Below are 24,124 nucleotides of genomic sequence, written 5' to 3'. Positions count from 1 at the left end.
CGAAATCATGCCCGAGCGCTATCTCAAGTCCGAGCCCTACGCCTGGCCTTACAATGGCGATCTCCGTCCCGAAAACACCGCGCTCATCATCATCGACATGCAGACCGATTTCTGCGGCATCGGCGGCTATGTCGACAAGATGGGCTACGACCTCTCGCTGACGCGGGCGCCGATCGAGCCGATCAAGAAGTTGCTCGCAGCGATGCGCGCGCAAGGCTTCCACATCATCCATACGCGCGAAGGCCACCGCCCCGATCTCTCCGACCTTCCCGCCAACAAGCGCTGGCGCTCGCGCCAGATCGGCGCCGGCATCGGCGATCCCGGCCCTTGCGGGCGTATCCTCGTTCGCGGCGAGCCGGGCTGGGACATCATCGAGGAGCTGGCGCCGCTGCCGGGCGAGCCGATCATCGACAAGCCCGGCAAGGGCTCGTTCTGCGCCACCGACCTGGAGCTGATCCTGCGCGTGCGTGGCATCGAGAACATCGTGCTCACGGGCATCACGACCGACGTCTGCGTCCACACCACGATGCGCGAGGCCAACGATCGCGGCTTCGAATGCGTCCTGCTGCACGATTGCTGCGGCGCCACCGACAAGAGCAATCACGACCATGCCCTGAAGATGATCAAGATGCAGGGCGGCGTGTTCGGCGCGGTCTCGACGTCGGACGCCTTCATCGGAGCTATTTCGTGATCATCGGCGAAACACCGCCGCCAGCAGGCGCCTTCGGCGTCGACGCCATCGCCATGACCATGCGCTTCGGCGACTTCCTCGCGCTCGACAATGTCGAGCTGAAGGTGCGGCCGGGCTCGTTCCACGCGCTGCTCGGCGAGAACGGCGCCGGCAAGTCGACGCTCGTCAAATGCATCATGGGCTATTACCACGCGACCGAAGGCGACATCCTCGTCGGCGGCCGCGAGCAGGCGATCGCGAATCCAAAGGACGCCCACGCGCTCGGCCTCGGCATGGTCTACCAGCATTTTACCCTGGTGCCGGCCATGACGGTCGCGGAAAATCTCGTGCTGGCCCGCGACGATGTGCCGGCCGTGGTGAACTGGCCAAAGGAGATGAAGGAGCTCGAGGCTTTTCTGGCGCGGATGCCGTTCAAGGTACCGCTCGGCGCCAAGGTCTCCGACATCTCCGCCGGGGAGCGGCAGAAATGCGAGATCCTCAAGCAGCTCTATCTGAAGCGCCGCTTCCTGATCCTGGACGAGCCGACCTCGGTGCTGACGCCGGCGGAGGCCGACGAAGTGCTCGGCATGCTCCGCGACATGGTCGTCAAGGGCGAACTGACCATCCTGATGATCACGCACAAATTCCGCGAGGTCATGGCCTTCGCCGACGACGTCACCATCCTGCGCCGCGGCAAGCTCGCAGGTGCCGGCAAGGTTTCCGAACTCACACCGGATGCGATGGCACGAACCATGATCGGCGCCGAGGAGCTGACCGTGCAGCCGCCGCGCACCGGCGAAGCCGGCCAGGCCCGGCTGGAATTGGCACAAGTCCGCGCGCTCGACGACGCGGGCGCCATCGCCGTGCACGACGTCTCACTCACGGTCCGCGCCGGTGAGATCGTGGGCATTGCCGGCGTCTCCGGCAATGGCCAGCGCCAGTTGGTCGAGGTGTTGGCCGGCCAGCGCGAGGCGGAGGGTGGTGAAATTCGCATCGCGGGCGATTCCTATCACGCCAGCCGCGAAGAGATGCGGCGCCACAAGATGTCGCTCCTGCCCGAGGAGCCGCTGAAGAACGCCTGCGTCGGCGGCATGAGCGTCGCCGACAACATCGCCTTCCGTGAATTCGACCGCGCGCCCTTCGCAAGCGGCGGCTGGTGGCTCAACCGCGGCGCCTTCCGGGACGATGCGAAGAAGAAAATCGCACAGTACAAGATCAAGACCCGCACGCCCGATACGCCGATCGCGGCGCTGTCGGGCGGCAACGTCCAGCGCGCCGTGCTGGCGCGCGAGCTTGGCGGCAACGTCGAGGTGCTGATCGCGGCCAATCCCTGTTTCGGCCTCGACTTCGCGGCGGTGGCGCAGATCCACGCCGAGATCATGGCCGCCCGCAACCGTGGCGCCGCCGTGCTGCTCGTCAGCGAGGATCTCGACGAATTGCTCGAACTCTCCGATCGGCTGGTGGTGATGTTCCACGGCGAATTCGTGTATGAAGCACGAACCAGCGAAGCCGATCTCACCGTGGTCGGCCGGCATATGGCGGGGCATTGACCAGAGACGAGCGATGAGCGGTGGATCCGAGCGCGACGAGCACTTCCTTCGCCTGTCCTTCACGGTCGCGCGCCGCTCGCTCACCCATGGCAACCATCCGTTCGGCTGCGTCGTCGTCGATGCCGATGGCAAGGTGCTGATCGAGACCGAGAACGGCTACATGCCCGACCATGACGGCACTGCGCATGCCGAGCGCCTCGCGGCCACGCAGGCCTGCCGTATGCTCGACCGCGAGGTGCTGGCGAAAGCCACGCTCTATTCCTCCGCCGAGCCCTGCGCGATGTGTGCCGGCGCGATCTACTGGGCCGGCATCGGCCGCGTGGTCTATGGCCTCAGCGAGCACCGCCTGCGCGGCGTCACCGGCAACCATCCGGAGAACCCGACGCTCGACCTGCCCTGTCGCGAGGTCTTTGCCAGCGGCCAGCGATCGACGGAAGTCGTCGGGCCGCTGCTTGAGGACGAGGCCGAGGCGCTGCACGACGGCGTGTGGACCAAGTAGCGAGCTCAACAACTCGACTTCGTAGGGTGGGCAAAGCGAAGCGTGCCCACCGATAACTAACTATCTGGGAAGATGGTGGGCACGGCGCATTGCGCCTTTGCCCACCCTACGCTCGGAAACGCTAATAACGCCGCGCATTCCTGCGCGGCGTTATTCAAACCTGAAGACCTTCAGCCGATCAGAACTTCACAGTGATACCCCCGTAAACCGTGGACTCGGTGCAGCTGTTGGTGCTCTGGCCGGTCGCGGCGACCGTGCAGACGCCGGGCATGGCGTTGTGGTCGAGGCCGAACTTGTTCTGCCAGTAGCGATAGGCAACCCAGAGATCGACGAAGTGCGAGTACTTGTCACCCCAGGCGGCCTTCGAAGCGTCGAAGGTCAGGCGGATCGGTTCGCTGTTCAACTCGACCTTGGAAGCAGTAGAGAACCGGCCAGGGCCGGAGAGCGCAGGCAGGCCGTTCGAGTCGCCCTTCGCTCCATACCAGCCGGCGCGGCCGCTGATCGACCAGAACTGCATGTTCGGCGGCAGGAAGCCGAGGTCCATATAGTAGTTGATTTCGACGGCCCAGGTCGGGTTGTAGCTGACATTGCCATCGGAGTTACAGCTCACACCCGGGAGGGGGCCAGCAAAACCGCTGCCGCACTGAGTGAAGGCGTTGTGGTTGGAGAACTCCCAGTACATCAAGGGCGCGACGTTGATGTAGCCCTTGTAAGGAAGGTCGAAGGCGAACTGGAGACCGGCAACGACGTCCCGCTTCGCGGGCGCCAAGAAGGTGTTCTCGGAATTGCCATCCATACCGACTTCAAACGAAATGTTCTGTAGCGGCCCCATGGTGAAGGCCTTGGTGTTGAAGAGCTGGTTCCAGCCGAAGGTCGAGCGGAACAGGCCGTAGATCTCGGTCGCGCCGGCGCAGTCGGCTGCACCGAAGGAGGAAGACAGACCAGGTGCGATACAGGGCGAAGCAGGGTCGTTATGGCCCGACTTGAACATCGAGATGGTGAAGAAGTTGGTGCCGTAGGCCCAGAGGTCGAAGTGCGTGAACGAATAGACCTGCTTGGCGGTCGTACCGTTGATGCTGCCGTTCGGATTGACGCTCCACATGCCGGGGTCAGTGCCCTTGGGCATCCAGGAGAACGTGACGCGGTTGTCGATCACCAGGAAGAACGGGACGTCCGACGCTTTCTTGGCAGCCTTGACCGGCAGGTCCGCTGCCTGAGCCAGGCCACTGGTAGCGAGTGTAGCAATCGACAGCGCCGCGGCTGCGATTGCCTTGAAACCAAACGACATCCTGAATACCCCCAAGTTTGGACACGTAAAAATGAACGCCCCTTGGGTGCGACACTTGCGCCGATCTCCCGGAGTGAGAAGCCTCAACTTTTTTCAAGGCATGCCGCTTGTTTCGGCAGGAGGCGGCCTTTCAACCCAGGAATTCGAGGATTTTTTCCGTTTCGCTGCTGCGTGCGTGCGGTGACGCGATGCCGAAGATTCCCGTTTGATTTCATTTGTCTTTTGTGGCGGCGCAAGAATGCAGACACAATTGACGACAGCGACCGTTGGCCCGGTCGGGAATTGCATACGCGCGCAGGCGCGACTTTGCTCAACTTCACGTCAGGCCTGCACAGCGGGTTCCGATTTGGTTTGAGCCGTCACAAATTTGCAACAGGCGTCTCTCGCAGGGAGGCCGCCGCAATGGCTCTCCCTGATGTCGGTTGGAAACGATCATCGACTGACAAGGGCCGCGACTCGCGACACAGACCGCCTGCCGAAGCGTTGAGCAAGGGATGACGCTTTTTCACATCTTACGCGACGGTTCAAACTAGCCCACAATTGAGGCACTTCACCCCGTGCCAGCGCATCAGCGAATGTTAGATCAGACGTCCAACGACCTGCATTCCGGCGAGCCCCCTCTGCTTCAGACGATCGGGCTCACCAAGCGCTATGGTGATTTCCTCGCCAACGACTCCATCAGCATCGAGATCCAGCCGAAACAGATCCATGCCCTGCTCGGCGAGAACGGCGCCGGCAAGTCGACGCTGGTCAAGGCGATCTACGGGCTGATCCAGCCCAGCGCCGGCGAGATCCGCTGGCAGGGCCACCCCATCGTGCTGTCGGGTCCATCAGAGGCGCGTAGCCGCGGCATCGGCATGGTGTTCCAGCATTTCTCGCTGTTCGACAATCTCACGGTCGCCGAGAACGTCGCGCTCGGCCTCGACGGCAGGGAATCCTTCAAGGACATGTCGGCGCGGCTGGAGCAGGTGTCGAAGACCTACGGCCTTCCGCTCGATCCCAGGCGCGAGGTCTGGCAACTCTCGGTCGGCGAGCGCCAGCGCATCGAGATCGTCCGCGCGCTGATGCAGGATCCGAAATTCCTGATCCTGGACGAGCCGACCGCCGTGCTGACACCGCAGGAGGCCGACCAGCTTTTCATCGTGCTGGAACGCCTCAAGGCCGAAGGCCGCGCCATCCTCTACATCAGCCACAAGCTGGAGGAGGTGAAGCGGCTCTGCGACACCGCCACGATCCTGCGCGGCGGCAAGAAGGTCGAGACCTGCAATCCCCGGCTCGAGACCGCGGCCTCGCTCGCGCGGATGATGGTCGGCGGCGAGATCAGGGAAGTGAGAGCACCGGTAGGCCGCAAGACCACCGTGCCGCGGCTCGTCGTCAACGACCTTTCACTCGCGCCGAGCGAGGCGCATGGCGTGCGGCTCGAGCACATCTCGTTCGAGCTGAAGGGCGGCGAGATCCTCGGCATCGCCGGCGTCGCCGGCAATGGCCAGGACGAGTTGTTCGCCGCGCTCTCCGGCGAGCGCCTGTCGAAGGACCCTGGCACGGTGGTGATCGAGGGCATCGCCGCCGGCCACCTCTCGATCACCCGGCGCCGCAAGCTGGGCGCGGCGTTCGTCCCGGAGGAACGGCTCGGCCACGGCACCGCGCCGCGCATGAAGCTGTCGGAGAACGCGCTACTGACCGGGCACGCCGCCAGCGGCATGGTCCATCACGGCTTCATCGACACCGCGGCGACACTGAAAACCGTGGACCGCGCGACCGAAACGTTCGACGTTCGCAAGGCCAAACGGGATCCGGAAGCTGCGAGCCTGTCCGGCGGCAATTTGCAAAAGTTCATCGTCGGCCGCGAGATCCTGCGCAACCCCGCGGTGCTGGTGGTGAGCCAGCCGACCTGGGGCGTCGATGCCGGTGCCGCCGCCGTGATCCGCCAGGCGCTGCTTGATCTCGCAACCGCAGGCGCCGCCGTGCTCGTCACCAGCCAGGATCTCGACGAGCTCGCGGAGATCGCCGACCGCATCGCCGTGATGTTCCACGGCCGGCTCTCGGCGCCGCTTGCCACGAGCGAAGCCACGCGCGAAAAACTCGGCCTGTTGATGGGGGGCAGCAGCCTGGAGCCGAAGGAGGCCGCGCATGCAGTTGGTGCTTGAGAAGCGCGTCGAGCGTTCCAACACGATCGCGCTGGTCTCGCCGCTCATCGCGATCGGCCTCACGATCGCGACCATGACCGTCCTGTTCGCGATCCTCGGCAAGAATCCGCTTCTGGCGCTGCAAGCCTATTTCATCGCGCCGTTGACCGACGGCTATTCACTGCAGGAGATCGCGGTGAAGGCGACGCCTCTGGTGATGATCGCGATCGGGTTGTCGCTCTGCTATCTCGCCAACGCGTGGAACATCGGCGCCGAAGGGCAATTCCTGATCGGCGCGGTGGCCGGAAGCTGGATCGCGGTGAAGACGCAGGGCACCGATGCCGGGGCCTGGGTGCTGCCGGCGATGCTCGTGCTCGCCGCCGCCGCAGGTGCGCTCTATGCGCTGATCCCGGCGATCTGCAAGGTGAAGTTCGGCGCCAGCGAAATCCTGACCAGCCTGATGCTGGTCTATGTCGCCGACCTCTTCCTCGACTATCTCGTGCGCGGCCCCTGGCGCGATCCGCATGGCTTCAACTTCCCGACCACGGCCGAGTTCGATCCGGTAGCGACGGTGCCCCTGCTGATCGAAGGCGGCCGGCTGCATCTCGGCTCGATCATCGCCCTGCTCGTCGTCGCGGCCGCCGCGATCCTGCTCGGCCGAACCATCAAGGGCTTTGAGATTCGCGTGGTCGGCGCGGCGCCGCGCGCCGCGCGGTTCGGCGGCTTCAACGCCAACCAGTTGGTCATCCTGACTTTCGCTGTGTCGGGCGCGCTCGCCGGGCTCGCCGGCATCATTGAGGTGGCGGGTCCGGTCGGGCATCTCCAACCCGGCATCTCGCCCGGCTACGGCTTTACCGCAATCATCGTCGCCTTCCTCGGTCGGTTGAACCCGCTTGGAATATTAATTGCAGGCCTTTTCCTCGCATTGACCTTTATCGGCGGCGAGCAGGCGCAGATCGCGATGAAGATCCCGTTGGACGTCACCAAGGTTTTCCAAGGCATCCTCCTGTTCTACGTCCTCGCCTGCGATTCGCTCATTCTCTATCGCTTCAAGCTGGTTTTCCCGAACCGACAGGTGGCCCGTGGAACTGGTTGAAGCCATCATCCTCGCGGTGCTCGCCGCATCGACGCCGCTCCTGATCGCCGCGACCGGCGAACTCGTGACCGAGCGCTCCGGTGTCCTCAATCTCGGCGTCGAGGGCATGATGATCGTCGGTGCGGCCTGCGGCTTTGCGGGTGCGTGGCTCACCGGCTCGATCTTCATCGGCGCGCTGTTCGGCATCGTCGCGGGCGCGCTGATGTCGCTGGTGTTCGCGCTGATGACGCTCGGGCTCGCCGTCAACCAGGTTGCAACGGGTCTCGCGCTGACCATCCTCGGCGTCGGCCTGTCCGGCCTGATCGGCGCCGGCTTCGTCGGCGAGCGCATCACGCCCGCGATGCACCTCTCCATTCCCGGCCTCACGGACATGCCGCTGATTGGCCGGATGCTGTTCGGCGAGGACGCCTTCGTCTATTTCTCCATCGCACTCGTTATCGGCGTCTGGTGGTTCCTGTACCGCACGCGCGCGGGATTGATCCTGCGTGCCTGCGGCGACAATCATGTCTCCGCGCATGCGCTCGGCTACCCCGTGCTGCGCATCCGCACCTTCGCCGTGATGTTCGGCGGCGCCTGCGCAGGCCTCGCCGGCGCCTACCTGCCGCTCGCCTACACACCGTTCTTCATTCCCGGCATGACCGCGGGCCGCGGCTGGATCGCGCTGGCGCTGGTGGTGTTTTCGTCCTGGCGGCCCGGCCGGCTCGTGGTCGGCGCCTACCTGTTCGGCGCGGTGACGATCCTGCAACTGCACGCGCAGGGCTGGGGCGTCGGCATTCCCTCGCAGTTCATGTCGGCGCTGCCTTACCTCGCAACCGTCATCGTCCTGGTCCTGCTCTCACGCGCGCGCACCGGCGGCTCGACCGCGCCGGCCGCGCTCGGCACCGTGTTCGTGCCCGACCGCTAGTTTCATTTCCGCGGCGTGCGCGATGGGGCGCGTACGTTGCGGATCGTGGCTGTCCCCTGATGTTTGGAGATTGATGATGAGGAAATCACTTCTTGCTCTGGCTGCCGGGCTTTTGCTTGCCGGAAGCGTCAGCGCAGCCTCCGCCGCCGACAAGCTGAAAGTCGGCTTCATCTATCTGGGTCCGATCGGAGACTTGGGCTGGACCTACCAGCACGACCTCGCGCGCCAGGCCCTGGTGAAGGAGCTGGGCGACAAGATCGAGACCACCTATCTCGAGAACGTGCCCGAAGGTCCCGACGCCGAGCGCTCCATCGAGCAGCTCGTCCGCGCCGGCAACAAGCTGATCTTCACGACCTCGTTCGGCTACATGGACCCGACGCTGAAGGTCGCCAAGAAATATCCGAACGTGCATTTCGAGCACGCCACCGGCTACAAGCGCAACCCGAACATGTCGACCTACTCGGCCAAATGGTGGCAGGGCCGCTACATCCAGGGCCTGATCGCGGCCAAGATGTCGAAGTCCGGCGTGCTCGGCTATATCGGCTCGTTCCCGATTCCGGAGGTCGTCTCCGGCATCAACGCGACGATCCTCGCGGCGCAGACCATCAATCCGAACATCAAGGTCAAGATCATCTGGGCCAACACATGGTTCGACCCGGGCAAGGAGGCCGACGCCGCCAAGGCGCTGATCGACCAGGGCGCCGACGTGATCATGCAGCACACGGATTCGCCCGCGGCGATGCAGATTGCCAGCGAACGCGGCAAGCTCGCTTTCGGCCAGGATTCCGAGATGATCAAGTTCGGGCCGAAGACCCAGCTCACCTCGATCCTGGACACCTGGGGCCCTTATTACATCGAACGCGTCAAGGCCGAGCTCGCCGGCACCTGGAAGTCCGAGGACAGCTGGGGTGGCCTCGACAGCCATATGTTCGCGATGGCGCCCTACACCAACATGCCTGACGACGTGAAGAAGCTCGCCGAGGATGCCCAGGCCGCGATCACAGCGGGCAAGCTGCATCCGTTCAAGTGCCCGGTCGTTGGGCAGGACGGCAAGCCGGTCGAGTGCAAAGGTGGCGATCACCTCGATGACGGCCAGATCCTCGGCATGAATTTCTATGTCAAAGGCATCGACGACAAGCTTCCGGGCAAGTAGCACGCTTCTTGCATTGCCTAGATCACCTGCTCCTCCCGGAGGAGGTTCGGAGGGGGTGGCCAGAAGCACCCGGCACTTGTGGTCGCCCCCTCTTTTTATTTTCGCCTGGATTATCCCGCCTGCATCGCCCGCGCCGCGGAACTGTGGCGGCGAATGAGATCGGGAACATCCAGTCCCGGGATCGCGCCGTCGATCACGGCCCATTGTCCCCCTACCATCACCCGGTCGGCCCGATGCGCCCCGCACAGCACCAGCGCGGCCAGCGGATCGCCGTGGCCAGAGAAGCGTAGTTCGTCGAGCTTGAACAGGGCGAGATCGGCGGCCTTGCCGACGGCGATCTCGCCCAGTTCCGGCCGGCCGACGCAGGCCGCCGAGCCCTTGGTGGCCCAACGAAGCGCGTCCTTGTGACTCACTTTTGCTACCCCGTAACGCGCCCGCTGCAGCAGGAACGCGGCCCGCACCTCCTGCATCAAATTCGACCCGTCGTTCGAGGCCGAGCCGTCGACGCCGATGCCGATGCCGACACCGGCCTCCTCCATCTCGCACACCGGGCAGCAGCCCGACGCCAGAATTTGATTGCTGCATGCGCAGTGGCTGATGGTGGTCTTGGCCTTGCCGAGCCGCTTCATCTCCTCCGCATTGAAGAAGATGCCGTGGGCGAGCCAGGTCCGCGCATTGAGCCATCCGCATTGCTCGAGATAGTCGAGCGGGCGGCAGCCATACATCTGCTGGCAGAAATTGGTCTCGTCCTCGGTCTCGGCGAGATGGGTGTGCAGGCGGACGTCCAGCTTGTCGGCGAGATCGGCGGTGGCGCGCATCAGGGACGTCGTGACCGAGAATGGTGAACATGGCGCCAGCGCGATCTGCACCATCGCATCCGCGCCGCGCTGGTGATGCTTTGCGACCACCCGCACGCTGTCGGCGAGGATGGTGTCCTCGTCCTGTACGACGCTGTCGGGCGGCAGGCCGCCATCGCGCTGCGACAGGTTCATCGAGCCGCGCGTGAGCAGCACCCGGACACCGAGCCGTTTTGCGACTGCGACTTCGATATCGACGGACTCCTCGAGTCCCGCCGGGAACACATAGTGGTGATCCGTTGTGGTGGTGCAGCCCGAGAGCAGGAGCTCGCACATCGCCACGGTGACGCCGAGCTCGAGCGATTCCGGCGTCATCCTCGCCCACACCGGATAGAGCGCCTGGAGCCAGGGAAACAGCTCGCGGTCCATCGCCGCCGGCAGCGCCCGCGTCAGCGTCTGATAGAAGTGATGATGTGTGTTGATCAGGCCTGGCAGCACGACATGCTCGCCCGCGTCGAACACCGCGACATCCGCCGTCGCAGGCCTGCCGCCGGCCGGCACGAGCTCGACAATCCGGCCATCCCTCACCACGATCCCGCGCTCGGCGCCGTCAGCGAGGATGGCCAGCGGATCCCTGAGCCAGATCGGCTTTGCATCGCTCATGATCCTGGTTCTCCTCACATCCGCTGATGACAGGCCCGCGAAGGCGGCCGCCGGCCCGATCACCTTCATGCTACGACTTGCTTGTTGCGACTTGGCTCCGGTCTTGCAAGACTCATCTGTACGATTCACGGGCGAAAAGCTTTGGCGCAGCCATGGATTTGAATACCATCACGACGGTGGCCCATCCGCAAACGCGCGCACAACTGCCCGCCTGGGCGGAAGGTGATGCTTGGCTCGCGGGCGGCACCTGGCTGTTCTCGGAGCCCCAGGTCCACCTGAAGCGGCTGATCGATCTCACTGACCTGAAATGGCCGGCGCTGACGATCACCGACACCCATCTCACCATCTCCGCCACCTGCACCATCACGCAGCTCGACGGTTTCGCCTGCCCGCCCGACTGGCTCGCAGCCCCGCTGATCGGCCAGTGCTGCCGGGCTTTCCTTGCGTCATTCAAGATCTGGAAGACCGCGACGGTCGGCGGCAATCTCTGCATGTCGCTGCCGGCGGGACCGATGATCTCGCTCACATCAGCGCTGGACGGCGTCTGCACCATCTGGAAGGCCGGCGGCGGTGAAGAGAAGATACCCGTCGTCGACTTCGTCATTGGCAACCAGCGCAACCGCCTGACGCCGGGCGACCTGATCCGGCAGATCGATATCCCGATTGCCGCGCTGAAGCGCCGCACGGCCTTTCGCCAGATCTCGCTAGCCCCTGTCGGCCGCTCTGCGGCGCTTCTGATCGGCAGCCTGGATAGCGATGGCACGCTGACGCTGTCGATGACCGCATCGACGGTGCGACCGATCCAGCTGTCCTTTCGCAAGGCTCCGGACGCGGGCGCGCTTCGCGACGCGATCGCGCAGCAGATCCCGGATGATCTGTACCACACCGACATCCACGGCAAGCCGACCTGGCGCAAGCATATGACGCTAAGGCTCGCCGAGGAGATTCGCGCCGAACTCGTCGGGGCAACGCCGTCATGAGTTTCGAGGTCAACGGCAAGACCTTCCCGCAAGAGCCGCGCGCCGGCCAGTGCCTGCGCACGTTCCTGCGCGAGCTCGGCCATTTCGGCGTGAAGAAGGGCTGCGATGCCGGCGATTGCGGTGCCTGCACCGTGCTGCTCGACGGCGAGCCGGTGCATAGCTGCCTCATCCCAGCGTTCCGCGCCGAGGGGCGCGCCGTCACCACGATCGAAGGGCTCGGTGGCGACCATGGCGCGCATCCGATGCAGCAGGCCTTCCTCGACGCGCAAGGCTTCCAATGCGGCTTCTGCACCGCCGGCATGATCCTGACCTGCGCCTCGCTGAACCAGGCGCAGCGTACTGATCTCGGATCGGCGCTGAAGGGCAATATCTGTCGCTGCACCGGCTATCGCTCGATCGAGGACGCGCTGCTCGGCAAGACCAATGTCGAGGAGAGCGTCGAGCCCGGCGCCGCCTTCGGCCGCAGCCTGCCGGCGCCCGCGGGCCCCGACGTCGTGCGCGGCAAGGCGCGCTACACCTTCGACACGCAGATCGACGGCCTACTGCACATCAAGCTGCTGCGCTCGCCGCACGCCCACGCGAAAATCGTCGCGATCGACAAGTCGGACGCGCTGCGCGTGCCCGGCGTGCACGCGGTCCTGACGCATGAGGATGCGCCGTCGGTGCTGATCTCGACGGCGCGGCATGAGAAGGACTGGATGGATCCGGAGGATACCCGCATCCTCGATGACGTCGTCCGCTTCATCGGCCAGAAGGTCGCCGCCGTCGTCGCCGAGAGCGAGGCCGCCGCCGAGGAGGCGTGCCGGCGGCTGAAGGTCGATTACGAAATCCTGCCTGCGCTGATCGATCCGGAGCAGGCGATGGCGCCGGGTGCACCTGTCATTCATCCTGACCGCACCACCGCGAACCGCATCGCCGATCCCCAGCGTAACCTCGCGGCGGAGACCCATGGCGAATACGGCGACGTGGCGGCGGCACTCGCGACGTCTGCCGTCACCTATGAGGCGACCTTCCACAGTCATCGCGTGCAGCACGCCGCGCTGGAGACCCATGGCGGCCTCGCCTGGCTCGATGCTTCCGGCGTGCTCAATGTCCGTACCTCCACGCAGGTGCCGTTCCTGACACGCCGCGCGCTGTCGGACATCTTTGGGCTTCCCTTGGACAAGGTCCGCGTGTTCTGCGAACGCGTCGGCGGCGGCTTTGGCGGCAAGCAGGAGATGTTCGTCGAGGACATTCTGGCGCTCGCGACGTTCAAGACCGGACGACCGGTCAAGCTGGAGCTGACCCGCGAGGAGCAGTTCATCGCGACCTCGACGCGGCATCCGATGCGGGTCCACATCAAGGCCGGCGCCGATGCCGACGGCCGGCTCACCGCGCTCCAGCTCGAGGTGCTCTCCAACACCGGTGCCTACGGCAATCATGCCGGCCCCGTGATGTTCCACTCGCTGTCCGAGTCCATCGCGGTCTACAACTGTCCGAACAAGAAGGTCGATGGCTTCGCCGTCTACACCAACACGGTGCCATCGGGCGCGTTTCGTGGCTACGGCCTGCCCCAAACGCAGATCGCGATCGAAGCCGCGATCGACGAATTGGCACGGCAGCTCGGCATCAGCCCCTACGACATGCGCCGGCGCAACGTCGTCAAACCAGGCGATCCCATGCTGTCGCCGCCGCCGTCCGAATTTCACGACGTGCTCTATGGCTCCTACGGGCTCGACCAGTGCCTCGACCTAGTCGAACGCGCCATGCAGGCCGATGGCCCGCAGCCGGACCTGACGCCGGAGTGGCTGATCGGCGACGGCGTCGCGCTGACCATGATCGACACAGTGCCGCCGGCCGGCCATCTCGCGGATGCGATGATCGCGCTCAACGACGAAGGCGGCTTCGACCTCACCGTCGGCACCGCCGAGTTCGGCAACGGCACCAGCACCGTGCACCGGCAGATCGCGGCGACGACGCTCGCAACCACCGTCGACCGCATCCGCTTGCGCCAGTCCGACACCGCCCATGGTGGCCACGACACTGGCGCCTATGGCAGTGCGGGCACCTTCGTTGCGGGCAAGGCAACGCATGCAGCCGCGATGCAGCTCGCGACCGAACTGATGGCGGTGGCCGCCAGCGTCTGGCTGTGCGACGCCGCGAGTTGCACGCTCGACGACGAAGCCGTCGTCAGCGGCGTGCGGCGGATGTCGTTTGCAGAACTCGCGAAGCTTGCGCGCGAACGCGGGCAGCCGTTCGCGGCCAGCGGCAATTCCGAGGGGACGCCGCGCTCGGTCGGCTTCAACGTCCAGGGCTTTCGCGTCGCCGTGAACAAGGGCACCGGCGAGATCAAGATTCTCCGGAGCGTGCAGGCGGCGGACGCCGGCGTCGTCGCCAATCCCATGCAGTGCCGCGGCCAGGTCGAGGGCGGCGTCGCGCAGGCGATCGGGGCGGCGCTCTACGAGGAGATGGTGATCGACGCGACCGGCCGCGTCACCAACCCGAAATTCCGCGACTACCACCTGCCCTCCTTCGCAGACGTTCCGCGCACGGAGGTCATCTTTGCCGAGACGTCCGACACGATCGGGCCGCTGGGCGCCAAGTCGATGAGCGAGAGCCCTTACAATCCGGTCACCGCCGCGCTCGGCAACGCGATCGCGGATGCCACCGGCATCCGCTTCACCGCGCCGCCGTTCAAGCCGGACCGAATGTTTCCGGCCCTGCACGAGAAGTTTGGGAATTAACTGCCGCGATAGGTCGAGTAGCTCCACGGCGTGACCAGCAGCGGCACGTGGTAGTGGCTTTCCGGCTCGCTGATCGCAAAGCGCAGCGGGATCTCGTCGAGGAACGGCGGGTCTGACAGCGGCACGTTGCGCTCGGAATAATATTTGGCAACGCTGAAGCGAAGCTCGTAGCGGCCGATCGGCAGCGGACGGCCGCCGATCAGCGGCTGGTCGGTGCGGCCATCGGCATTGGTCACGGCGCGCGCGATGACGCGGCTCTCACCGAGGCTCGCGAGCTCGACGAGCTCCACCGGGATGCCGGCTGCAGGCTTTCCGGCGTGATTGTCCAGCACATGAGTTGAGAGCCGGCCGTGCACTTTCAGCTTGTCGTCGGCGACGACGAGCTGATCGAGCCGCAGCGCGGAGATGCGGCCGATCTCCTCGATCGCGCGCCGCGTCTCGGTCTTGGCGATATTGCGCAACCGCGTCTCGAAGTCGCGCAACACGGAATCCCTGGTGTGACGGCGCACGCAGACGATATAGGGGAAGCCGAATTTTTCGCGGTACGCATTGTTGACGCGCTCGAACGCGGCGTATTCTGCATCCGAGAGACGGTCGAGGCCGGCGCTGTTCTGCTCGTCTGTCGATTCTGCAGTGAGCCCCGCTGCACGCTGGGTCTTGTTGGCGAGATCGGGATGCGCCCGGATCAGCGCGAGCTGCACGTCGGGCTCGGCGGCCTGGATCGCCGCCATCAGCGCTGAGTGCAACTGGTTGATACCGGCGAACGGCCGCTGCCCGGCAAGTTTCTCCGCAATCCACGGTGAATATTCGACGACGTTGGCGAGGGCCGCGACAAAGCTGGCCTTATCAGCAGCATTGAGATCGGCGAGCGAGATTTGCGCCATCGTCCTCACCCGATCTCGAAGGCGTCGGCGGCAAGATGGGCATGCTTGTCGTGCCAGTGCTGCGCGATCTGGAGCCGCGTCGGCACCCAGACGCGATCGTGCTTGCCGATATAGTCGAGGAAGCGGATCAGTCCCGCGGCGCGGCCGGGCCGGCCGGCAAGACGGCAGTGCAGCCCCACCGACATCATCTTCGGCGCGGTCTCGCCCTCGGCATAGAGCACGTCGAAGGCGTCCTTCAGATAGGTGAAGAACTGCTCGCCTTCGGCAAACCCTTGCGGGTTGATGAAGCGCATGTCGTTGGCATCTAACGTATAGGGAATGATGAGCTGCTTACCGTTCGCGCCCTTGACCCAGTAGGGCAGATCGTCGGCATAGGAGTCGCAGAGATAGAGGAAGCCGCCCTCCTCCATCAGGAGGCGGTTGGTGTTGATCGAGGAGCGCCCGGTGTACCAGCCGAGCGGCCGCGAGCCCGTCGCCTCGGTGTGAACGCGAATGGACTCGGCGATCTCGGCACGCTCCTGCGCCTCGGTCATGTCCTTGTGCTCGATCCATTTCAGGCTGTGGCTTGCGATGTCCCAGCCTGACTCCTTCATCGCCGCGACAATCTCCGGATTCCGCTTTAGCGCGGTGGCAACGCCGAACACGGTGGTCGGCCACTTCCGCTCGTTGAACATCCGCCACAGCCGCCAGAAGCCGGCGCGCGAGCCATATTCGAACATCGACTCGATATTGGCGTGGCGCTGGCCCGGCCAGGGCTGCGCGCCGAGGACGTCGGACAGAAACGCTTCCGAGGCGCGATCGCCGTGCAAGATGTTGTTCTCGCCGCCTTCCTCGAAGTTGACGACGAACTGCACCGCGACCCGCGCGTTGTCAGGCCATTGCGGATGCGGCGGGTTGCGGCCGTAACCGCGGAGATCGCGCGGGTAGCGAGTATCCGTCACTCAGACTTCCTCGAAGCGGATCGGCAGGGCGCCCTTCCACAGCACGCTCTTGCCGAGGGTCGCGAGATTCTCGAGGCCCGAGGTCAGCGTGATGAAATGGTTGCCGGCGAGCTGGCCCATTTTGCTGGCGAAGTGTACGCCGCCATAGGCGAGCAGGATCTCGGTTTCGCTGATACCGCCGGGATAGAGGATGATCTGACCCGGCGCGGGATAGCTCGTGTGGTTCTCGTAGCCGACGCCGAAATCGAGATCGCCGAGCGGCATCCAGACGCCCTCGCCGCTCCAGCGCACATGGATGATGTGGCTTTCGAACGGCAGCGCCTTGCGGAACGCAGCGACGGTCTTGGGCGCCAGTTGCTCCTCGAAGCGGGCATCGAAGGTGAAGTCGCCGGCGCGGATAACGAGTTTGCTCATCTCATCTCTCTGGATCGGGGGCTAAAGGCCCACGGGGAATTTTCAAGCAAAGAGCATTCCAGAGGGCTTCACGCAAGTGGCGCGGCCCGTCATCTGCGGTCGTAGGACCAGCCGAAAATACCGCTCCGCCGCACCTCCGGCTCGGGCTCGGCGGCGGGCGCGGCCGAAGGGGGCGCCTCCTTCAGTTCCGCCTGTGGCGGAGGTGGAGGCGGCGCCGGCAGATTCTCGCATTTCATGGAGTAGACCAGCTTGCCGTCCGCGGTCCGCCCGATCGGGGCGCAGGGGTCTGGATGCGCTGCCGAGGTCTTTGGCGTGAGCTTAACCTGCGCGGCCGCCGGCGACGCGATCAGGAGAAGGACCAGCAGATATTTCGACATCGTTGTCGCCTGAGAACTCAATTCGCCTCATTGAACCGGATTGCCGGGGGCAAGTCCACCGGCGCTGCGGGCGCGATTGCCGAATATTTGGCCGGGGCCAGAAAATTTGCTCGCCCCAACGTGATGGCCGCGCTTCAGATCGTGAAACCGGCCCGGCTGATATCCGGCAGGACACATCGCCATGTCAGCCACGACCGCGAACACAGGCGACCTTTTTCTCACAGCCTGAATCGCCGTCACGGGAGAAACAACCATGCGAAAGACCTTTGCCATTCTCGGCGTCACCCTGATCGCCGCCGCCACCATCCAGACCGCCGCCGCGAGCGACCGCCACCACAGAAGCAAGGTACACCCCGCCCCGATCACCCAGTCGGTCCGCGACTCCAACGCGTTCTGGCCGTCGCAGCCGACCACACCCGACTGGCAGCGCTACGCCAACGGCGCGCTGTCGGCACCGGCGGGGCGGTGATGCGGGCGTAGAACGCGGTTGCTGCGACGTCTCTCGTGTCCCGGACGCGCTGCAACGCGCAAGCGTTGCTGCGCAGAGCCGGGACCCAGAAAGCGACACGGTACAATGCGGAGAGTAGAACGCGGAGACATGGGCCCCGGCTCTGCAGCGCACCGCAAGAGCGCTGCGCTGCGTCCGGGGCACGAGACGGAGTATGAGGCAGCGGCGGCGTCCTCCAAGTGCCATTGTCATTCCCGGCGCAGGCGGGGAATCCAGTACGCCGCGGCCTCTCGGCTCAATCACAGCCGTCTCTGGAATGCTGGATCGCCCGGTCAAGCCGGGCGATGACAGCGAGTGCTGCAGACGCACCAATGGCCGACGCGCTGACAGTCGCAGAACCTTTGGCGATGGGCGGGCCGTCGCTCTCGGTCATCGTGTTCATTCCTGTTGCGTCGCGACAGGATAACTCGCTTCCGCTTTTTTGGCGGCATAGCGAACCTTGCCCGGACTTGCCGGTAGGTCAACCGAATGACCCCAACCGGACTTTGGCTGCGGGCCTCACGCATGCGCTACGCGGTTCGGGATGAACCCTGCATGACACGCTTGACCACCATGGCCGCGATCCCCGCGAGCACGGCCTTTGCCTGCGGGGACGCAAGTATGTCGATGATCGGGTTCGACGGTTGGGCTTGCTCGTGAGGCTGGGCATCGCCACTCGCGAGGATATCCCGGAGCTGACCGGGCCTCCCATGCAGATCGGTGAGCACCTCGCCCAGTTCCTTCGGTTCGGGGGCCACTTGTCCCGGTAGCGCCACGCCGCGCGCGGCGGCTCGCTCCTGCAGCATCTTCACGAACGCCGCCCGTTCTTCCGGCGAAAGCTTGCCCAACGCTTCTATCGCTGCCTGCGCGTACTGGTCAGACGGCACGGCGTGTGACACATCACCATACCGTTTGAGAACCTCTTGATCGGAATAACCCTCCGACGGATTTCCTTGTTCGTATCGATCAACGAAATCCCGATACTCTTTCTGGCGTTGCCCACCGCCCAGTAACTCGTCAAGGATACCCATGTACAGCTCCTCCTTGCGTGATTAGCTCAGGCTGCTTGCCACGGACAACCACACGTTTCCCTTGCGCGACATACGAGCGATATCGGCGTTACGCAGAAGATACAGGCGAAGAGTGCGGTCGCTCCGATAGTTGCTACTTCCAAGGTAAACCCACGTTGAGAGTATTGACCTAGGTCAAAGGGTCATGGCGGCCGTGCAAACTGAAAGTTTTGCTTGTGAGGCGTGAGTGGACATTCCACGCGCGTGTCGCAATGATCGCTATTGTCCCTGCTGAAGCTTTTGGGTCCGGCCAAATGTGCGGTTTGCGCCAAAACGGGCTGCACTTACGGTCCTCGGATTACGGCATTCGCCACATCGCGCCCGCCGTTTGTCTACCGGTTCGTATTAAATAAAATCGGGAATGCGCGATGGCAAATATTCGCAAGGGTCACCGTCGCGCGGTCCCCGCCAATCCTTTTGCTCTCCACAGGACCCGGTGACCGATGCGGATGGTCGCTCTGCGACGCCCGGCAATCCAGAGGAGCAAAAGATTCGTTTTTACGCCGGAGCAGCTGCCTTCGCCTGATCCGACGCATCAGGTTGCGCAGAGGTCACGTGAACGACTGCTTCCAAGGCTGCACCGAACGACCCGCTTGCTACCAACGCGTTGGAAGCGTTTCCCACCGTTTCTGCGGCTCCCGTTCCCAGCAAAGCGAACAGGATACGGGTTGCGCCAATCCTTTTACTGAGCCCTCGAACGACGTGCTGAATCTTGGCGGTGGACGGCTGACTCAGATAGCAGACGCATACAAGCGCGGTGTTCGCCAATTCGAGCGAAAGCAATTTCGACATTGATGAAGCATCAGCCTTTTCCGCAATTGCCTGAATCCCGCGGTACCGCAGAAGCTGCGCCAGCACAAGCGCCGTCGCCTCATCGAGTCGCCCGGCACCAGGGATGCAAACGACCGAAATAGACGAGGTCGGCGGCTCCGGAATCAAAGCGTGCTCGGAGCCTGCTCGCTCGAATGTAATGGCAGCTCCGGGGCTTGAGCTTAGATCCGGGGAACTGGGTCCTGTTGCTTCCACGTCATGGTGTGCCCCCAGCTCAGCGACCAATTCTTCCACCGTTGAGACTACCCGATTTAATCGGTCCTGATCGAGGTGACCCAATTGACGGTCGGCCTCCGCGAGTCTCAGGCCTTTCAAGAGGATGTCGTCATAATAATTCTCAAGCGACGAGTCATTCAGGTATTCATGTGCCTGTTCCACCGCTTCAATGGGATCTCCCGCCAGCATTCGTTGATAAGCCAGTTGCGGCGGCGTCAGCGGTGGTCGGTCGCCAAGCATAACGTCAAGAAATTTGAGGCGATCGACATGCCGCCCAAGGACGACGAGACAAATTGTTAAGGGCGTGGCCAACACCAGTCCGACCGGCCCCCAAAGCCACGTCCAGAATGACGCTGACAGGATAATTGCAATCGGGGAAAGACCCGAGCTATGCCCAAAAATCAAGGGTTCGAGGACCTGTCCTGCGAGCAACTCAAGCACGACGAACAATGCCGCCGTAAGTATCAGCATCTGCCAGCCCGTGCCCACCGCCGCCGCGAGAATGAGAGGGAATACCGCAGATATCAATGCACCGATATACGGTACAAATCGCATAATCATCGCGATCAGACCCCATAGCGGAGCCGAGGGGACACCGATGAATTCAAGACCTAAGCCTATTGCAAGACCGAACACGCCATTGAACGCGATCTGGGTAAGAAAGAGCTTGCTCAGACGCTTACCGGCGTCGTCCAGGGCCGCAGTCGTGCGTTGAATATCCGCGGATCCGGCCAGTCGGACAAGCCGATTCCTCAGATCTTCCCGTTGCAGCAGGACAAAGACAACAAAGATCACGACGATCCCTGTCGTCGTTAAAGGTGAAATCAGTGGCTGGATGATTGCGCCAAACGTCGACAGAGCACCAGGATCGGGTTGCCTTACCTCAACGGGTATGGGTATCGGCTTGTCTGAGGGCTGTCTGCTGAGTTCGCCGTCAGTAGGTCGACCGGCCCCATCTCGATTCTGCAACTCTGTCTTCAATTCTTTCAGAACTGTCGACGCCTGCTCCAATGTTCCAGAGCCGCCGCCCATTAAGCCGCGCAGGCTTTCGATCTTGTCACTCAATGTTTGTTGATAGCCTGGCAGCTTGGTGGCGAGCCGGGTCGCCTGCGAAACCATAAGACCGCCTAGACTAAATATGATCGAGAATCCGATGAAGACGACCACCAGCACAGAAATCGTGCGCGGAATTCGCCAGGAACGTAAGCGCATCACGAAGGGCGCCATAACGAAACTCAGGAGAACTGCTAACGCGAAGGGGACAAAAATTTCACGACCGAAATAGAGCGCAGCAATTATCAACGCTGCGACGGCCATATTCGTCAGCACAGTCCCCCGCGGCTGTGCCAATCTCATTTGAGGAGATTTCTCTTCCATGGCGCGTCTTCCATGGCGCGGCTCATTCATCCCATACGTGGGTGAATTCTCCTTCGCGACACCATCCTACACCGAACTAACTTGTTCCGACAGCCCGAGCATGCCGTTCAATGTCGCTAGCTCGTCTCATAGCGCGCGGGTTGACAGCCCGCCGGGTGTTTTGCCCGTCGGGCAACACAGAGACGCGTAACCCGGACGGAGCCAACGGGTCGGCGCGAAGCACCGCAGGCTGACACGCTCCGTGCAATCCGGGCTACGGAGAGAACAGGTGCCTAATAAGGCTGATAGTAGCCACGCGGACCGTAATAGGGACCGCCGCCATAATATCCCTGACCGCCATAGTAAGGACCCGGGCCGTCATAATAGCGATTCTCGTAGTACTCTTGGCGTCGGCTCTCTGCGATCGCGCCTCCGATCAGACCTGCCGCCACGCCCATGAAGGCAAGCCCTGCCGCATTTGGACCGCGGCGATAGTAGCGGTGGCGGCGGGCGGCGCTGAAATCGGTCGCTGCTGATCTGCCCGATGTCGCAGAGTCCGCGCTGACGGACGGCGAACCGGCCGGCGCCGCAGACGAGGGCGAGACGGAAGCTGTCGCCAGAGCCAGACTCGCAAACGCAGCCAGCGCGGTGTTGCGGCCGAACCTTGAATTTACGGGCCTGTCGCTCATCTCGGCGTCCTTTGTTCTTGTTCAAAGTCAAAATATGAAACGATCCACAACGTGCAAACCACTGAAAAGTTTCGTGATCGCGGCAATCTGCCACGCTTCGAACGATTGTAAACCGAACGACCAGATCCAGCTTGAACCACTCAACCTGAGCGGATAATGAACAGCCGCGCCGTTTTTCGGTCGCCGTAAGCGTTTCACGTGAACCAACGCATCAACCGACGCCGTCGGGATCGATGCATTTTCGCAGGTTCAACGTGACTGACGCGTCCTTTTCCTCAAGAGAAATCAGATGATTGCGGTTCGCAAACTGCCGGCGCGCTATGCGCCGATCGTGATGCCATTTGTGCTGTCCATCCTCATGACGGCCGTGGTGTCGGTCATTTCGACGCTCCGGAGCCTCGGCGCGACGCCGGCGTTCCTCGCGACCTGGCCGGGCGCCTGGGCGCTGTCATGGCTCGTCGCCTTTCCCACGCTGCTGATGATGCTGCCACTGGTCCGACGGATCGTGGCGTGCGTCGTCGCTTCCCCATCTCAACCAGGCCGATAGCCGGCGCGGACGGCGGCACACGAAGCACGCCGTCCCGCTTCCATGCGCCTGCGGGAGTGATCCTACGACAGCGCCCCGAGCACGCCGCGCGTTGCCTTGTCGATCTCCTCGACATAGCGGCGGCGGGCAAACGTCTCGGTGAGGAAGCCGACCACCTTGCGGCTGTCGGTGGAATCGACCACCGCCAGCATCTCGGCTTCCGCTTCGTCGAACACGGCCATCGCCGACTTCACATTCATTTCCGGGATCAGCACGATCTCGGTCAGGCGTGCGAGCTCGATCACCTGGATGTCGTCGGCGATGCTGTCGAGGTCGCTGGAGAACAGGTCGGGCAGCAGGACGAGGCCGACATATTCGTCCGCATTGTTGACGATGACGATGCCGGGCCGCGATCCCAGCGCGAATTCACCGCGCACGGCGGCGATCGTCGTGGTCGACGGCACCTTGCCTACGTCGGAGCGCATCAGCCGCTCGACCGTCAGGTTGCGCAGCCAGCCCACGTCATTGGCACTGCGGATGGTCTCGCCGCGCAGATGCAGGCGCCAGGTCGAGAAGGAATGGCCGAACATGAAGCGGACGCAGATCGAGGTGACAATGCAGCCGGCCAACACCACGGCGGTGACGTCGACATTGCGGGTCATCTCGAGCACGAGGAACGACATGGTCAGGGGACCGCCGACGATGGCGACGCCGAGCGTCGCCATACCCGTCAGCATCGCGACCAGCGGGTCGATCACGAACTCCGGGCTGATGAGCAAAAGAACCGCAGCGAAGAACTTTCCGATCAGGCTGCCGACGAACAGCGAGGCGAAGAACAGTCCGCCGCGGAAGCCCGAGGCGAGCGAGATCAGGCAGGCCGTCACCTTCAGGGCGATGATCAGCGCGATCAGGCCGATCGTCATGTCGTGAAAGAGATCGAGCACCATGGCGCCGTGGCCGGCCGCGAGCACCTGCGGCGTGACGATGGCAAAGCTGCCGACGATAAGGCCGCCGATCACCGGGCGCAGCCAGACCGGCAGCCAGACAAACAGGCGCTCGAACATCGAAGACGACCGCATCACGGCGATGCCGACGCCGCTGGTAATGAGCGCAAGCCCGATCAATGCCAGATATTGCTCGACGCCGACCGCGCTGACCTTCGGTATCTCGATAGAGTACGGCGCGCCGCCGAGCCATTGCGCGGTCAGCGCGCCAGCAAGCGAGGCCGCCAGGATCGGCGCGGCGCTGCCGACCGAATAGACGCCGACGATCAGCTCGCAGGCATAGAACGCGCCGGTGATCGGCGCGCCAAACGCCGCTGCGATCGCAGCGGCGGCGCCGCAACCGACGATCAGGCGCAAATCGTTGCGGCGCAGATTGAAGAACTTGCCGAGCAGTGAGGCGATACCCGAGCCGATCTGGGTGTAGCCGGCCTCGAGGCCGACCGAGGCGCCGCAGCCGTTCGAGATCAGCGTCTGGCTCGACACCACCATGCTGTCGCGCATCGACAGATTGCCGCCGCGCAGCGCGTTCGCCTCGATCGGGTCGACCGCGTTGGAGATCTTCAGCCGCCGCCGCCACCACTCCATGATACCGAGCGCCAATCCGCCGAGCGCGGGCGCGATCAGGGCCGCCCAGGGGCTGACCCGGGCGTGCGCGGATAGGCGAACGTCGACGGGAATGCCGTAGATCATCATATGGGCAATCTGCGCGATCTCGGCCATCAGCGTCACGATGGCACCGGTAAACGTGCCGATCACGAGTGCCAGCGGGATCAGGTAGAACTCGTTGCTGCGCAAGAGCGCGCGCAGGCGAACCATGACGCGGTTCGATCCCTTGCGATCGGCGATGTGTCTGATCCGCGCGAACACCTTTTTGCCCGCC

At 63.8% G+C, this 24,124-nt stretch carries 21 protein-coding genes; 11 read left to right on the top strand and 10 right to left on the bottom strand.

Going from position 1 to position 24,124, the window contains the following annotated elements; genetic code table 11:
• Positions 1–7 precede the first annotated feature (7 nt).
• Genes biuH through AB7531_RS13060 form a run of 3 tightly spaced genes read left to right on the top strand, consistent with a single transcriptional unit; the run spans position 8 to position 2,719 of the window.
• Positions 8–691 (top strand): biuret amidohydrolase, encoded by a 684-nt coding sequence (gene biuH, locus AB7531_RS13070; protein ID WP_063982027.1) that lies wholly within the window; start codon positions 8–10, stop codon positions 689–691.
• Entirely contained in the window at positions 688–2,220 is a 1,533-nt protein-coding gene (locus AB7531_RS13065; RefSeq protein ID WP_441279967.1) for an ABC transporter ATP-binding protein, read from the top strand. The genes biuH and AB7531_RS13065 overlap by 4 nt, the downstream gene beginning before the upstream one ends.
• Before the next feature lie 13 nt (positions 2,221–2,233).
• Positions 2,234–2,719 (top strand): nucleoside deaminase, encoded by a 486-nt coding sequence (locus AB7531_RS13060; RefSeq protein ID WP_063982026.1) that lies wholly within the window; start codon positions 2,234–2,236, stop codon positions 2,717–2,719.
• A gap of 178 nt (positions 2,720–2,897) precedes the next feature.
• Here AB7531_RS13060 and AB7531_RS13055 read toward each other — a convergent pair whose 3' ends face one another.
• Positions 2,898–4,007: a hypothetical protein gene (locus AB7531_RS13055; RefSeq protein ID WP_063982025.1), complete on the bottom strand. Its 1,110-nt coding sequence runs from the start codon at positions 4,005–4,007 to the stop codon at positions 2,898–2,900.
• A gap of 575 nt (positions 4,008–4,582) precedes the next feature.
• Here AB7531_RS13055 and AB7531_RS13050 point away from each other — a divergent pair.
• The 4 genes from AB7531_RS13050 (at position 4,583) to AB7531_RS13035 (ending at position 9,286) form a co-directional block, all read left to right on the top strand.
• Positions 4,583–6,154 (top strand): ABC transporter ATP-binding protein, encoded by a 1,572-nt coding sequence (locus AB7531_RS13050; RefSeq protein ID WP_063982024.1) that lies wholly within the window; start codon positions 4,583–4,585, stop codon positions 6,152–6,154.
• Entirely contained in the window at positions 6,138–7,229 is a 1,092-nt protein-coding gene (locus tag AB7531_RS13045; RefSeq protein WP_063982023.1) for an ABC transporter permease, read from the top strand. The genes AB7531_RS13050 and AB7531_RS13045 overlap by 17 nt, the downstream gene beginning before the upstream one ends.
• On the top strand, positions 7,216–8,133 hold the full coding sequence (locus tag AB7531_RS13040) for an ABC transporter permease (RefSeq protein ID WP_063982022.1): 918 nt from the start codon (positions 7,216–7,218) through the stop codon (positions 8,131–8,133). Before AB7531_RS13045 ends, AB7531_RS13040 begins: the two co-directional genes overlap by 14 nt.
• A gap of 76 nt (positions 8,134–8,209) precedes the next feature.
• Positions 8,210–9,286, top strand: a complete 1,077-nt coding sequence (locus tag AB7531_RS13035; protein ID WP_063986211.1) for a BMP family ABC transporter substrate-binding protein — start codon at positions 8,210–8,212, stop codon at positions 9,284–9,286.
• 110 nt (positions 9,287–9,396) lie between these two features.
• Here AB7531_RS13035 and AB7531_RS13030 read toward each other — a convergent pair whose 3' ends face one another.
• The gene (locus tag AB7531_RS13030; protein WP_063982021.1) at positions 9,397–10,746 is read right to left on the bottom strand and encodes an 8-oxoguanine deaminase; all 1,350 of its coding nucleotides are present in this window, start codon (positions 10,744–10,746) and stop codon (positions 9,397–9,399) included.
• Positions 10,747–10,898: 152 nt separating this feature from the next.
• On the opposite strand from AB7531_RS13030, the gene AB7531_RS13025 reads away from it, so the two are divergent.
• A complete protein-coding gene (locus AB7531_RS13025) occupies positions 10,899–11,726 on the top strand; it encodes an FAD binding domain-containing protein (RefSeq protein WP_441279966.1) in 828 nt (275 codons plus the stop codon).
• The gene (locus AB7531_RS13020) at positions 11,723–14,449 is read left to right on the top strand and encodes a molybdopterin-dependent oxidoreductase (RefSeq protein WP_063982019.1); all 2,727 of its coding nucleotides are present in this window, start codon (positions 11,723–11,725) and stop codon (positions 14,447–14,449) included. Before AB7531_RS13025 ends, AB7531_RS13020 begins: the two co-directional genes overlap by 4 nt.
• Here AB7531_RS13020 and uraD read toward each other — a convergent pair.
• From uraD to AB7531_RS13000, 4 genes are all read right to left on the bottom strand, one after another.
• Positions 14,446–15,333: a 2-oxo-4-hydroxy-4-carboxy-5-ureidoimidazoline decarboxylase gene (uraD, locus tag AB7531_RS13015; RefSeq protein WP_063982018.1), complete on the bottom strand. Its 888-nt coding sequence runs from the start codon at positions 15,331–15,333 to the stop codon at positions 14,446–14,448. The two genes, AB7531_RS13020 and uraD, sit on opposite strands and share 4 nt — an antisense overlap.
• A gap of 5 nt (positions 15,334–15,338) precedes the next feature.
• Positions 15,339–16,274, bottom strand: a complete 936-nt coding sequence (puuE, locus tag AB7531_RS13010; protein ID WP_063982017.1) for an allantoinase PuuE — start codon at positions 16,272–16,274, stop codon at positions 15,339–15,341.
• Positions 16,275–16,688 (bottom strand): DUF3830 family protein, encoded by a 414-nt coding sequence (locus AB7531_RS13005; RefSeq protein ID WP_014493672.1) that lies wholly within the window; start codon positions 16,686–16,688, stop codon positions 16,275–16,277.
• A gap of 89 nt (positions 16,689–16,777) precedes the next feature.
• Positions 16,778–17,065 (bottom strand): hypothetical protein, encoded by a 288-nt coding sequence (locus AB7531_RS13000; RefSeq protein ID WP_038934641.1) that lies wholly within the window; start codon positions 17,063–17,065, stop codon positions 16,778–16,780.
• 253 nt (positions 17,066–17,318) lie between these two features.
• Between AB7531_RS13000 and AB7531_RS12995 the strand changes: the two genes are divergently transcribed.
• Positions 17,319–17,534: a hypothetical protein gene (locus AB7531_RS12995; RefSeq protein WP_063982016.1), complete on the top strand. Its 216-nt coding sequence runs from the start codon at positions 17,319–17,321 to the stop codon at positions 17,532–17,534.
• A gap of 548 nt (positions 17,535–18,082) precedes the next feature.
• Here the strand turns inward: AB7531_RS12995 and AB7531_RS12990 are convergent.
• From AB7531_RS12990 to AB7531_RS12980, 3 genes are all read right to left on the bottom strand, one after another.
• Positions 18,083–18,583: a hypothetical protein gene (locus AB7531_RS12990; protein WP_063982015.1), complete on the bottom strand. Its 501-nt coding sequence runs from the start codon at positions 18,581–18,583 to the stop codon at positions 18,083–18,085.
• 537 nt (positions 18,584–19,120) lie between these two features.
• Positions 19,121–21,046 (bottom strand): AI-2E family transporter, encoded by a 1,926-nt coding sequence (locus AB7531_RS12985; protein WP_231142722.1) that lies wholly within the window; start codon positions 21,044–21,046, stop codon positions 19,121–19,123.
• Positions 21,047–21,318: 272 nt separating this feature from the next.
• On the bottom strand, positions 21,319–21,714 hold the full coding sequence (locus AB7531_RS12980) for a hypothetical protein (protein WP_063982014.1): 396 nt from the start codon (positions 21,712–21,714) through the stop codon (positions 21,319–21,321).
• A 289-nt stretch (positions 21,715–22,003) separates the two neighbouring features.
• Between AB7531_RS12980 and AB7531_RS12975 the strand changes: the two genes are divergently transcribed.
• The gene (locus AB7531_RS12975; protein WP_063982013.1) at positions 22,004–22,261 is read left to right on the top strand and encodes a DUF2798 domain-containing protein; all 258 of its coding nucleotides are present in this window, start codon (positions 22,004–22,006) and stop codon (positions 22,259–22,261) included.
• A gap of 62 nt (positions 22,262–22,323) precedes the next feature.
• Here the strand turns inward: AB7531_RS12975 and AB7531_RS12970 are convergent, their stop codons facing one another.
• Entirely contained in the window at positions 22,324–24,111 is a 1,788-nt protein-coding gene (locus AB7531_RS12970; protein ID WP_063982012.1) for a chloride channel protein, read from the bottom strand.
• Positions 24,112–24,124 lie beyond the last annotated feature (13 nt).

It is taken from the genome of Bradyrhizobium sp. 63_E2_N1_3 (assembly GCF_052076005.1).
Classification (GTDB): Bacteria; Pseudomonadota; Alphaproteobacteria; order Rhizobiales; family Xanthobacteraceae; genus Bradyrhizobium; species Bradyrhizobium barranii.
Note: the sequence above shows the minus strand (reverse complement) of the source record. Positions and strands in the feature narration are given on the sequence as shown.